The organism is Nocardia sp. NBC_00881 (genome assembly GCF_045207455.1).
GTDB lineage: Bacteria > Actinomycetota > Actinomycetes > Mycobacteriales > Mycobacteriaceae > Nocardia.
This window is the reverse complement of record NZ_CP108798.1, coordinates 7,744,754-7,755,884: the sequence shown is the minus strand read 5'-3', so window position 1 is coordinate 7,755,884 and position 11,131 is coordinate 7,744,754. Positions and strand designations below refer to the sequence as shown.

15 protein-coding genes and 2 pseudogenes are annotated in these 11,131 nt (G+C 65.4%); 7 read left to right on the top strand and 10 right to left on the bottom strand.

The genetic code is table 11. From position 1 onward, the window contains the following. Positions 1 to 157: 157 nt before the first annotated feature. The 7 genes from OH799_RS32935 to OH799_RS32905 all read right to left on the bottom strand — a co-directional run bounded on the left by OH799_RS32935 (position 158) and on the right by OH799_RS32905 (position 3,998). Positions 158 to 1,273, bottom strand: a complete 1,116-nt coding sequence (locus OH799_RS32935) for an EamA family transporter (RefSeq protein WP_406272429.1) — start codon at positions 1,271 to 1,273, stop codon at positions 158 to 160. Between the two features lie 831 nt (positions 1,274 to 2,104). Beyond that, a complete protein-coding gene (locus tag OH799_RS32930; RefSeq protein ID WP_406272426.1) occupies positions 2,105 to 2,542 on the bottom strand; it encodes a hypothetical protein in 438 nt (145 codons plus the stop codon). Between the two features lie 318 nt (positions 2,543 to 2,860). After that, the gene (locus OH799_RS32925; RefSeq protein ID WP_406272423.1) at positions 2,861 to 3,226 is read right to left on the bottom strand and encodes a hypothetical protein; all 366 of its coding nucleotides are present in this window, start codon (positions 3,224 to 3,226) and stop codon (positions 2,861 to 2,863) included. Beyond that, positions 3,223 to 3,363: a hypothetical protein gene (locus OH799_RS32920; RefSeq protein ID WP_406272420.1), complete on the bottom strand. Its 141-nt coding sequence runs from the start codon at positions 3,361 to 3,363 to the stop codon at positions 3,223 to 3,225. Before OH799_RS32920 ends, OH799_RS32925 begins: the two co-directional genes overlap by 4 nt. Next, positions 3,360 to 3,533: a hypothetical protein gene (locus OH799_RS32915; protein ID WP_406272419.1), complete on the bottom strand. Its 174-nt coding sequence runs from the start codon at positions 3,531 to 3,533 to the stop codon at positions 3,360 to 3,362. The genes OH799_RS32920 and OH799_RS32915 overlap by 4 nt, the downstream gene beginning before the upstream one ends. Next, a complete protein-coding gene (locus tag OH799_RS32910) occupies positions 3,530 to 3,781 on the bottom strand; it encodes a hypothetical protein (protein WP_406272416.1) in 252 nt (83 codons plus the stop codon). Before OH799_RS32910 ends, OH799_RS32915 begins: the two co-directional genes overlap by 4 nt. A 4-nt stretch (positions 3,782 to 3,785) precedes the next feature. Next, on the bottom strand, positions 3,786 to 3,998 hold the full coding sequence (locus OH799_RS32905; protein ID WP_406272414.1) for a hypothetical protein: 213 nt from the start codon (positions 3,996 to 3,998) through the stop codon (positions 3,786 to 3,788). A gap of 256 nt (positions 3,999 to 4,254) precedes the next feature. Between OH799_RS32905 and OH799_RS32900 the strand changes: the two genes are divergently transcribed. The 3 genes from OH799_RS32900 to OH799_RS32890 are packed head-to-tail and all read left to right on the top strand — an operon-like array spanning position 4,255 to position 5,967. Continuing rightward, positions 4,255 to 4,629 carry a hypothetical protein gene (locus tag OH799_RS32900; RefSeq protein WP_406272411.1) on the top strand — a complete coding sequence of 125 codons (375 nt, stop codon included), beginning with the start codon at positions 4,255 to 4,257 and terminating at the stop codon, positions 4,627 to 4,629. Then, a complete protein-coding gene (locus tag OH799_RS32895; RefSeq protein ID WP_406272408.1) occupies positions 4,610 to 5,128 on the top strand; it encodes a DUF6879 family protein in 519 nt (172 codons plus the stop codon). The genes OH799_RS32900 and OH799_RS32895 overlap by 20 nt, the downstream gene beginning before the upstream one ends. Continuing rightward, positions 5,125 to 5,967: a helix-turn-helix domain-containing protein gene (locus tag OH799_RS32890; RefSeq protein WP_406272405.1), complete on the top strand. Its 843-nt coding sequence runs from the start codon at positions 5,125 to 5,127 to the stop codon at positions 5,965 to 5,967. The genes OH799_RS32895 and OH799_RS32890 overlap by 4 nt, the downstream gene beginning before the upstream one ends. Positions 5,968 to 6,123: 156 nt before the next feature. Here the strand turns inward: OH799_RS32890 and OH799_RS32885 are convergent. Together OH799_RS32885 and OH799_RS32880 are read right to left on the bottom strand one after the other, a co-directional pair. Continuing rightward, a pseudogene (locus OH799_RS32885) lies at positions 6,124 to 6,404 on the bottom strand (hypothetical protein). 34 nt (positions 6,405 to 6,438) lie between these two features. Further along, positions 6,439 to 7,155: a TetR/AcrR family transcriptional regulator gene (locus OH799_RS32880; protein WP_406272402.1), complete on the bottom strand. Its 717-nt coding sequence runs from the start codon at positions 7,153 to 7,155 to the stop codon at positions 6,439 to 6,441. A 144-nt stretch (positions 7,156 to 7,299) separates the two neighbouring features. On the opposite strand from OH799_RS32880, the gene OH799_RS32875 reads away from it, so the two are divergent. The 4 genes and pseudogenes from OH799_RS32875 to OH799_RS32860 all read left to right on the top strand — a co-directional run. Further along, positions 7,300 to 7,671: a DoxX family protein gene (locus OH799_RS32875; protein WP_406272400.1), complete on the top strand. Its 372-nt coding sequence runs from the start codon at positions 7,300 to 7,302 to the stop codon at positions 7,669 to 7,671. Positions 7,672 to 7,712: 41 nt separating this feature from the next. Further along, positions 7,713 to 8,351, top strand: coding sequence for an NAD(P)-dependent oxidoreductase (locus tag OH799_RS32870; RefSeq protein WP_406272397.1), 639 nt, complete (start codon positions 7,713 to 7,715; stop codon positions 8,349 to 8,351). 29 nt (positions 8,352 to 8,380) lie between these two features. Then, a complete protein-coding gene (locus tag OH799_RS32865; protein WP_406272395.1) occupies positions 8,381 to 8,770 on the top strand; it encodes a PPOX class F420-dependent oxidoreductase in 390 nt (129 codons plus the stop codon). Positions 8,771 to 8,959: 189 nt separating this feature from the next. After that, a pseudogene (locus tag OH799_RS32860) lies at positions 8,960 to 9,379 on the top strand (GNAT family N-acetyltransferase); the annotation flags it as partial. 723 nt (positions 9,380 to 10,102) lie between these two features. Here OH799_RS32860 and OH799_RS32855 read toward each other — a convergent pair. Next, a complete protein-coding gene (locus tag OH799_RS32855; protein ID WP_406272392.1) occupies positions 10,103 to 10,771 on the bottom strand; it encodes a sigma-70 family RNA polymerase sigma factor in 669 nt (222 codons plus the stop codon). Positions 10,772 to 11,131 lie beyond the last annotated feature (360 nt).

Sequence of the window (11,131 nt, the reverse complement as noted above, 5' to 3'; positions counted from 1 at the left end):
CCGAGGAATGCGTGCCATCCTTAGGGAACCTATGAGATGCTTGCCGGCACGAAGGTGGACCATGTTGTGTTGGTGAGCAATTCGCTGGGCGCCGCAGTGGCCCTGGCCGCTGACTCACCTCGGATCGCGGTGCGGGCGTTGATCTCACCCGCTGGTTTCATCCGTCTGACGGTGGACCCGAAACTGTTGGCGGCTTCGGCCGTTCAGCTACAACGTCCCACATATAAGCACACGCACCGCATGCTCCGGCTGTTCGTCGCCCCGGCCGGTTGAGCCTCGCGTAGGGGCTGCTCACGACTCGCTTCTCGTGCGCCGGCATAGAATGACCGCCCGATTGTCCAGGAGCGGTTCCCGGCCGGCCAAACTGCACCAGCACCGCGCCGATGAGCAGTATCACCGACCCGGCCAGTTGCGTCAGCCCGAGCGCTTGGCCGAGCAGCAGCCAGGCCAGCCCCGCGGCGACCAGCGGTTCCACCATGGCCAGCACGCTGGCCGTGGCCGAGGGCAGATCGCGCAACGCCCGCAGCCCGGCCAGGTAGGGCAGCACGGTACCGACCACGGCCAGCAACAGCAGCGCCAGCCACACCGGGGTCCGCAGGCCGCCGAGTACCGCTGGGTCGGTGAGGCCGGTGGGCAGCGTCCACGGCGGGCTGATCGCGACCACCACGACCGCGCCGATCGCCAGCCCAGCCGCGGTCAGCCCGAATGGATCGTGCCTGCTCGCGCCGTGCTCGCCGAGCAGAAAGTACCCCGCCGAGCAGATCGCCGCGGCCAGCCCGGCGGCGACACCGAGCATGTCCAGCCGGGCGCCCTCCCAGATCTCCGCGACCAAGGCCAAGCCGGCGACGGCCAACCCGATACCCAGCCAGACCAGCCCGGGCAGCCGGATGCGCCGCACCACCCGCACCCACAGGGCGACCAGCGCGGGCGCCAGGTTGACCAGCACCATCGCCACCCCGATCGGAACCCGCGCCACGGCCACAAAGAAGAACAGCTGCACCCCGGCGACGCCGAGCAGGCCGTAGCTGAGCAGCAGCCAGAGATCGGCGCGACGGAACTGCAGCGCCCGTGGCCGCAGCACCCCGACCACCGGCACCAGCAGTACAGCGGCCAACGCGATCCGCACCGAGGTCACCGCGGCCGCGGACCAGCCCGCCGCCATCACCGCCTTGGCCAGTGAGCCGGAACTCGCGAACAGCGCCCACGAGATCAGGCTCAGCCCCGTCGCCCGGGCCTGGCTCGGCACCCGCGCGGCCTTCTCCAGTACGACCATGGCTGCAGTGTGCATGAGCAATCACGGCCATGACCAAAGGTTTTCCGACGGCTGAGCCCACGGCGTCAGAGCGAGACGGGCTCTGAGTCGAAGTCCGGATTTCGGGTGGTGCGAAGGTCGCGTTGCGGTGATGGAGCCGCCGCAAGGTCAGGGCAAGTCTTCGGTTGGCCCGACGCCAGCCGTCGGATTTCTTTCAGCAATCCATCTACGCAGTCAGCTAGGTTTCGAACAATCATCGTCATTTGCCATGACGCTACGGGTCGCGTCGCGTGTCCACTCTTGATCTGCTTGCGTCGTCACCCCCCGATCCCCAGAACGGGGGGCTCGGGGCTCGAGGATCGGGGATCGGGGAGCGGGGAGCATTTCTCGTTCCGTGAGCACGCGGAGGCCCCCGTTCCTGCTTATGGGGCCCACCCAGCCCAGTTCGGGCAACAGGCAATAAAGATGCGGCTGGGCTCAATACAGTTAAGCCCAGCCCCATCTTCACGTCAGCCCCGGCTACAGACCCATGCGTTCCAGCGCCCAGTCCGTCGCAGCGTCTACGTCGTTGGCAGGGATGGCCCGAGTGAAGTGCAAGGGCGGACTGACCCACCGGTACCGACGCCAACCCTGGTCGGGCCGGATTGTCCAACCTCCGAACTCGCGGCGTATGGGGTAGCCCGTTTTCGTGCCACCGGGATCACACGAGAATGGCAGTAGCGATTCGAACTCATGCCGCGGAGGCGGTAGCAGCCTGAGCAGCATGCGGCGGAACCAGTGCCAGTTTGCTGTCCACGCGGGAAACCGCCTGTATAACTCCAGCGGATCTTGAAGAAGCCTCATGTCCGATCCTCAGCAGCTGAGAATGTGTGCCGGAGTCTTGTCGGTGAACCGGTATGGTTCGCCGTACTCCGTGGACTCGATCCTAGCGACAACCCGCCACGCGCCGGGCTCGCACGGAGCCCACGCCGCGATGTTCAGCCGCGGGTCGGGGATCTGCTTGTCGTTTGCCGCGCCGCGGACCTCCCAGTCGCTACCAGACTTCCTGAACTCCAGGGTCAACTCGACGCGGAACGCCTGCGGTGCGGGCACGCAGTCCGTGTAACCTCCGCCGATGACAGCGCTGTACCCCTGCCTGGTCTGAACGTATGGCCGGCCATTGTGGAAAGCGAAGCTGCACGACCTGGAGCCGTTGGGCTCAGCGGCGGCCGAAGGTGCTTCGACTGCCACTGCGGCACTGGTCAACGCCAACGCAGCGATGCCTATGGTCACGGTAGACCGAATCCTCATGGTGTTCTCCCCTTCTCTACAGAACGGCGCGTACCTGGATTCAGATACGCGCCACGAATACGTCCACCAGTCGCAGACATGGACCTCGGTCGTGTCGCCGTGAAGTTGCGGAAGCCCTGGCTCCGGCGGTTTTGTGGAACCGGCTGTCGGAACCGCGGGGCTCCTCCTAACCGCCCTCGACCCGAAAAAGCCGAGCAGAGCGGGAAGTTCTCAGTTAGTCCTAGCCGTTGCTGTGCGTGTCGTCGACGCCGATGGGATGCTGCTCATCCCAGCATTCGTCGCTCGAACCGCCATCCGGACCGGGGCGACAAAGCTCGTTCATCGCTCTCCTTGCTCGGTTCTCCTCGGTTCCCGGCCGGAATGCCGGGACGATTCGGGGCGCGGCCACAGATGACCGCGCGGCCATGTCTTCTCCGGGGCGACGGAGACGAGCCCGCAGATCTCAGTGATGTGGTGGCGCGTGGATTGGATGTGATTGAGCTGCGGTACGAGGACCGCGGCAGCATCGTGGGTGTGGACCGCGTTGATCAGCCGCAGACCGGGGTCGAGGGCCCCGCCGGGCAGGACGTTCAGCAGGGCTTCGATGGTGTAGCCGTGGGAGCGGGCATAGCGGCGGAGGGCGTGTATGTCGTCGGCGGTTTGGGAGCCTGAGATGTCGCGACGTACGAAGGCGATTGCTTTCACTGCTTGTCCTCGCGCGGGTTGTCGCTGACGACCCGGCCGTCTGCGAACACGACCGCCCAGGACCCGTCGTTGCGCAGCAGGATTCCTTGCGGCTCGTCCATGTCGCGGTCTGGGTCCCACGTGATTCGCCGACTCATCTGGGACCCGCCGACAGTCGGTGTTGCGCGGCCAGGAACAGGTTGCATCCGCCGTGTCCGCTGTGGGCGGTCGCCGCGAACTGGGCGTGATCGACGCCGCTGATGTAGGTGTCGTTACACGGCTGCATGCGCCACCGGTTCAGCTTGTACGTGTGCGCGACGGCGATCATCGGACGGCCCGCCAAGGCTTGACGAGCTTGGCGTCGACGAGGACATCGAGCGCGGCGGACTTGTCGGCGCATGTTTCGGTGTCGCATCTGATTCGCGTATGCCACACCAGATGTGCATCCTCCAGGGTGTACGGGATATCGGGTGCGGGGTGGCATGTTTCGGTGGCTTTCACCGGCCGATCGAAGAGGCAGATCGTGCCGTAGATGACGCCGGCGACACCGAAGGCGATCACCATGGCTGTGGGCATTGGTCTATACCCCCGGGCATGTTGTTGTGTAGCTGGTGCGCCCGATGCCGGGGGACGCTTCACCCCGGCACCGGGACGATGTGGCGGCAGACGACTGGTCGACCAACTCATGGAGCGCGTCGGCGATGCGTTCCAAGAGTTCGAGCGTCAGCGGATCGAATCCGACCACGGGGCGCAGTTCGATCGAAGTTTGTTGTGGCAGTTCTGCTTTTGGCATGGCTTCCTCCCGTCGGGGCGGCGGGGCCAGGCCGTGACCTGGTCGCCGCACGCACCCCGACCCTGTAGACCGATGGTTGGCACCCGGCACCGAAGGCTCTGCACTCATCGGCCGGGCGACGAACCGGCATCACCCCGGCATCGGGTGCGGATTCGACGGTAAGAAGCCCCAAGCATGCTCGTCTAGGTTCATGCTCCAATATGCTCGAAGTCGACATTCGCTGTACAAGACGGGCATTGCCCGGGGATCATGGGATGTGCGTGAGCATATGTACGCATACAGCGATTTGGAGAGCCAGGCCATGCGATTACAGTTTCTCGGCAAGGGTGGAACTACTGGCGGCGGATGCCCCAGCCTGTACGCCACCGACCAAGACACTTACGTTGTGCAGGGATGGAAGACCAGCTCATCCGGAACCGTCGAGATTCCACACCTGTTGCTCGGCTTCGCGCTGCCGGACACGTTCGTCGGGGCGCCGATGACCGACACCGGCCGCGGCACCTTCACTCTCGAAGGAAGCCCGGTCACCGACCCGGATGTGCTTGAAGGACTGGACATCTACGACGACGAAACGTGCATCGAGGTTCCGAAGGCAGAAAGGACGTTCTACGGTGCAACTCGTGCAGGATGAGGCGTTCAACCGCCTATTCCACTCCTGCGAGCGGGAGGCGTTCCACCTGGAAGTTCAGGACACCTACGAGACTCCAGAAGAGTCCGAACCGTTCCGGAAGTTCCTCCAGGACGAACCCGACGACTACGCATGGTTCCAACCGTGGCTCGACCACGTGCGGGACGTGACCAGCCGTGGCGTCGCTGTGAACCGTGCCCGCGTGGTGACCGAACCTCACACCGACTACACCCGATTCGCAAAGGCAGTGGCGCGGTTCAATGCCGAAGCCGGCGAGAACGTCCGCTATTTGCCGCGGTACTTGATCGACCCGGCCGAGCTGACCGTGGACGATTGGTGGCTGTTCGACGACTCACTGCTGGCGTACACGATCTTCGAGCCGTCCGGCCGCTGGGTCGGCGGCGCCGTCACAACCGATCCCCAGTTGGTCGAATACTGCCGGACCGTGAAAGAGCGCGTCTGGGCGCTCGCTACCCCTCTCGCGGAGTACTCCAACCAGTGAGTGATTCGCTTCACCAACTGCGCGAAGCTCTCGGAGGACGACTCCGGGAGCTTCGCCTCAACTCGGGGCTCACCGGAACGGATCTCGCCAATCTGGCAGGCTGGCACCAAACCAAGGTGTCGAAGATCGAGTACGGGAAAACCAAACCGACAGACGCTGACATCCGTACATGGTGTGAACACACCAACGCACTCGACCAAATGCCGGACCTTATCGCGACAGTCCGCAACATCGAGGCGTCATACCTGGAGTGGCGTCGCGTGCTCGGCAGTGGCACGAAGCGGCGCCAACAAACGTCTATCAAACTTGAGTCGGAAGCCAAGCTGATTCGCTGGTATGAGCCGAACTTAATTCCGGGCTTGCTTCAGACAGCCGAATACGCCGAAGGGATCATGCGGAACTTCATCGAGTTCCAGGGCATACCCAACGACCTGGACGAAGGCGTGTCGAAGCGAATGGAACGCCAACAGATCCTCTATCGACGAGACCATAGTTTCCATTTCGTCATTGCCCAGCAATCCTTGTACACCACGGTCGGCGACGACCAAGTCATGATCGGACAGCTAGATCGACTTCTGGCTGTAGCAGGAATGCCGAGAATAACCCTCGGTGTCGTCCCCGCGGAGTCCCCGTATCGGGTCAACATGACGAACTTCATCATGTTCGACAGTCGCATGGCGATGGTGGAGACCGTGACAGCGGAGCTGACCATCACGCAACCACGCGAGGTAGCCATGTACGGGCGCGCGTTCGACATCCTGGCTACGCAATCTGTCACCGGCAAGCAGGCACGAGACCTGATCTCCGCGGCCCTCGAACGTCGGGCCGAGTCCGCCTAGAGAGCCGATTTGCATTCGCGCAAATCGCCGTTTGCCCCATCTAGTAGCCTTCACGCAAACACTGATCCGTGCGTGGAGGACGGCATTGTGAGTGGCTCAACAGTGCGCGGTCGGCGTGATCGGTCACGGCGGCAAGTTATCAGGTTCGTCAGCCCTTCATGACGGACGAGTTTGCGGTTCGCGGACGACTTCATTTGGCGTTTTGTCCGGGCGGAGGCCCCGCCAGGATGCGTGACGGAGTCGGCCGTCACCGGTCCACTCGGTGAACGACACTTCACCCACGACCTGGGGCTCGAGCCAGACGGCGTCCTTGACGTCGGCGTTTTGCGTTGCAGCGGTTGAAGTTTCGCCCGAAGCTCATCGAGCATTCGTTGCGTGAAGCCGGTACCGACGTTGCCGATGTAGGTGAGCTTTCCGCTCGAGTCGTGCACGGCCACGAGAAAAGTCACGCTTACGAGTTACCGCCGCCGGTCAGGCCGGGTGGCGCGGCCGTTTGTCGGCGTCGGCGGTCTGGTGTGGGCGGGCGAGTCGGACCATGGCGCGGTAGAGGGCCCGCGGTTGCGGCGGCGGGGGCAGTGTGGGCAATTCGGCGCCGGGGGCGGCGAAGGATCGCAGCATGTAGCCGACCAGGCGTTGCCAGGTGTCGGGGGCGGCGTCGCCGGTGGCGGCGATGACTCCGGCGTTGGCCATGAGCAGGATCACCATGTCCCGGTCGGAGAATTCGGGGCGTAGATGCCCGCTGGCTTGCGCGCGGGCGATGAGTTCGAGTAGGCCGTTGTAGGCCTGGGCGCGGCGGGCTTCCAGGGGTTTGGCGGCGGGGAAGGTCATGGTGAGGACGTCGGCGAAACCGCGGTCGGCGGCCTGCATCGCGCAGACCGCGTGGACGTAGCCGGCGAAACCGCGCCAAGGGTCGGGGTCGGCCAGGGCCGTGTCGGTCGCATCGGCGTAGGCGTCCATGCGGTCGGCGAACACCGCGGTGATCAGGTCCTCGCGGGTGGCGAACCGCCGCGACAAGGTCGCCTTGCCGACTCCGGCCTCGCGGGCTACTGCGGCCATCGACACTCCCAGGCCTTCGCGGGCGAACAGGGTCCGTGCGGCGGCCAGGATGCGTTCGCGGTTGCGTTCGGCATCGGCGCGCAGTTCGCGCTGCTCATCGGGTGAGGCGCCCAGGGGTTCGGGGGATGTCACGGCCACCACTCTACCCAACTGGAACACCCTAACCATTTGTGTTGTTACACTCCCCGAGCGAATCGGGAAGCCAGTTCCACTTCCGTGCCGCAACCAATGGACCAGCGAAAACTTCCGGTCCACCCCTGACGAAGGAGTACTGCTGTGAACATCGCCCTGTGGATCGCGGCCGGGGTCCTGGCCGTCATGTTCGGGATGGCCGGGGTGATGAAGTCCACCCAGCCCAAGGACAAACTCGCTCAGAAGCTGCCGTGGGTCGCCGATGTCTCGCTGCCCACGCTGCGCCTGATCGGTGTCGCCGAGTTGCTCGGCGCGCTCGGGCTGATCCTGCCGGCATGGACGGGGATTGCCCCGATCCTGACACCGATCGCCGCGGTCGGTCTGGCCGTCATCATGGCCCTGGCGATCGTCACCCATGCCCGTCGCAAGGAACCATCAGCGATCGTGTTCAACCTCGTGCTGCTGGCCGCCGCAGTGTTCGTCGCGTGGGGACGCTTCGGCCCCTACAGCTTCTGACCAGCCGCTTCTTCCACAACTTTCGAGGAGATGACTTCGACATGAAGATCACCGTGTTCGGCGCGACCGGCGGTATCGGCCGCTTGGTCGTCGCACAGTCGCTCGATGCCGGCCACCGCGTCACCGCCGTGGTCCGCAACCCCGCCAAACTCACCCTCGCCCACCCTGCGCTCACGGTGGTCACCGCCGAACTCACCGACAGCGATGCCGTCACCGAAGCGGTCGGCGGCGCGGATGCGGTGATCAGCGCCCTGGGTCCCTCGCTGAAACGGTCGGACACCGGTAGTCCGGTCACCGACGGCACGAAGACGATCGTGGCCGCCATCCAGACCGCGGGGGTGTCGCGGTTCATCGGGCTGGCGACCCCGTCGCTGGCCGACCCGCGCGACAAGGCCCACTGGAAACACAAGGTCCTGCCCGTGATGGCCCGGCTCGCCTTTCCCAACGCCCTGGCCGAGCTGGAGAACATGACCGCCGCGGTGACCGGCTCGGACCTGGACTACACCATCGCCCGCATCTCCGCGCCGAAGGACAAACCTGCCACCGGCCGTATCCGTTCCGGTTTCCTCGGCCACGACCGGATCGGTTCCGCGATGAGCCGCGCCGATATCGCCGCGTTCCTCATCACCCAGCTCACCGATTCCCGCTACCACCGGGCCATGCCCGCCATCAGCAACTGACCCGAAACCAAACCCCCGGAAAGGTAGTCATGAACGCCATCCCCGACACCCACCGCGACCTGCTTGACGCTGCGCACATCGCGACCCTGAGCACTGTCGGCGCCGACGGCACACCACAGGTCACCGCCCTGTGGTACCTCGCCGACGGCAACACCGTCGCCACCTCGCTGATGACCAGCCGCCAGAAATACAAGAACATCGTCGCGCACCCGAAAGCAACCCTGTTCATCGCCGATCCGGCCAACCCGTACAGGACCTTGGAGATCCGCGCGACCGCGACCATCGAACCCGACCCCGGCCTCGCCCTGTTCGACCGGGTCGTGCGCCACTACGGCCAGGATCCCGACACCTTCCCCGCCCCGCGCGAGGACCGCGTCGTCCTGCGGCTCACCCCGACCCGAGTGGTCGCCCAAGGCTGAACCCTTCTCGCGGCACAACCGCTCACGGCTCTTCCGGGGCGTCGGGATCGCACAGCGGCCGGTGTGTTCCGCCGAGATCGCTGGTGGTGCGGTGGCGGCGGGTGAGTTCGGCGGCGTAGGTGTCGCCGCTGGCGTCGGCGAGTTTGCCCCACTGGATCGCGGTGGTGACCGGGAGTGCTCGAGCGCCGCATCGCCACCCGCACGGCCACTCCCGCCACCGAGGTTCCCAGCCGGGACACCCTCGAGGCGCGATGGTTACCGCAGCACCGGTGGGTGGCCGAGATCGACGGCGGAGTCGTGGGCTGGGCCGCGCTCAGCCCCGCATTCTGCGATGAGGGCTACGAGGGCGTGGCCGAGAGTTCGGTATATGTGGCCGAGCAGATGCGCGGGCGTGGCGTCGGGAAAGCTCTGTTACACAAGCAGGTAATCGTGGCCGACGAAGCCGGGCTGTGGACGCTGCAGATCTCGATCTTTCCGGACAACCGCGCCGCGATCGCCCTGCACCACTCCTCGGGCTACCGCACCGTCGGGGTGCGCGAACGCATCGCCCAGCTCGACGGAAAGTGGCGCGACAGCGTATTCCTCGAACGCCGCAGCCCGGTGCGCTGAGCCGGCGCACTCACCGCATTCCGGTGAGAGTGAGTTGGCGCCGATGGTGGTCGTAATAGCGGCCGGGATAAGGGGCCCCCACCTAAGCCTTGCCCCAGTCGTCATCGCCTACCATCCACAGCAGAGTGTGAAAGTCGGCCCGCGCTCGCTCTAGATCGGCGGCGAGCACGCTTCGATCCGTCACCGGTTCTGGCATGGCGCCTCGATTCCATGGCCGAAAGATCTGTCGCCTCCGTGGCAGTCTCCATCGCCCACCCGACACTTCGGGCTTCACAACCGCCATCTGCCCGGTGAGCGCGCTACAGCGGCGGCGAAAGTTTGTTCCATCTCGGGGTTGCATCCGGCCCCTGGGTACAGGACCCCACGGCGCCCCCGGTGCGTCCTTTCCTGTTCTCCTCCGTCTGTCCTGGTACCCATCCCCACGAATCCAGGAGTCACCATGACCCACTCGAATGAATTCGAGTCTCCGGCGGCACATCGCACGGACGCACCATCGCAGCCTGCGGCACCCACGTGTTGCAGCACCGAACGGCAGACCACGTGCTGCGATGCCAGCGAAAAGGCGACGTGCTGCGCTCCGGCGGCCACGGCAGGCTGCGGCTGCCAGTAGCCCTCATCCAGCACAGTGCGGTGCGAGCCTCGTATGGCTCGCACCGCACCGTTGTCTGATCGTGAGGGATCCTGCGGCTGACCGGCGGGGCGTTCCCGAACCGGTGTGCCGGTCTACTGGTCGGATGGTGGTGTGCCACCACCACAGCCGCAGCCTGTGTCGCTGCTGGCTGCGCCACCGCAGGCTCCGTCGCGGGGTTGGTAGTCGTGCACGTGGCCGGTGCGGTCTTGGCTGATCTGACAGCAGGCGTGCAGTTGGGCCTCGAGGGCGGCGCGGCCGCGTTGTACGCGAGATTTCATCCCGGACACCGAGATACCCGCCTCACCGGCAGCCGCGGCGTGCGTGCGCGCGTCGAAGTCGACCATCTTCACCGCCGCGGCCTGCTCGGCGGGCAGCCCGGAGAGCATCGGCACCAGGCACGAGGCCAGTTCCTTCTCCGCCGCCTCGCCGGTGTCGGGTTCATCGTCGCCTGGGGAGAGGTTCTCGGGGACGGCGTCGACGGGTAGTTCGCGGCGATGGGGCGCGGACCGGTAGTAGTCGGTGATCGCGTTGCGGGTGATGGCATACATCCAGCCCAGCAGCCTGTCCTGCTCGCGCAGATTGTCCAGGCTTTTGGCCATCCGCAGGAACACGATCGACAGGATGTCGTCGGCGTCTTGCGGGCGTGAGACCCGGCGGGCGATGAAGGCCCGCAGGTCGTCAGAGAAGCGGCGCCAGAGTTGGTCGAGATCAGCGTGTTGCGGCTGTGGTGTGGTGGCGGTGATGGCCGTTGTCTCGCTCATGATCGGGGTTCCTCTCCCTCTCCAGCATCCTCGCCCACCGCTGTGGTGGCGAGCCTTGGTTTGCGGTCCCCGGTACCGACGACGGTGACCGCGATCGGACGCATCCGTGCGTCCCAATCCGGAGTGCCACGTCTGTATGGGTGTCGAAGTCGATGTCGGATTCTCCGATTCGACAGACCCGATAAGCGCGGTGAGGAGGTGAGAGCGATGCTCACGACACATCTGCTGTCGGATCTGACCGACGAAGAGGTCGATCTGATCGTGGCCGAAGAACTGCATCTGCTCGACGCCACCGCATGAGCGCCGTCGACGCCCACACAGGGCGTACCCGCTGAAACAGCACACCCCATGCGCCCCTAC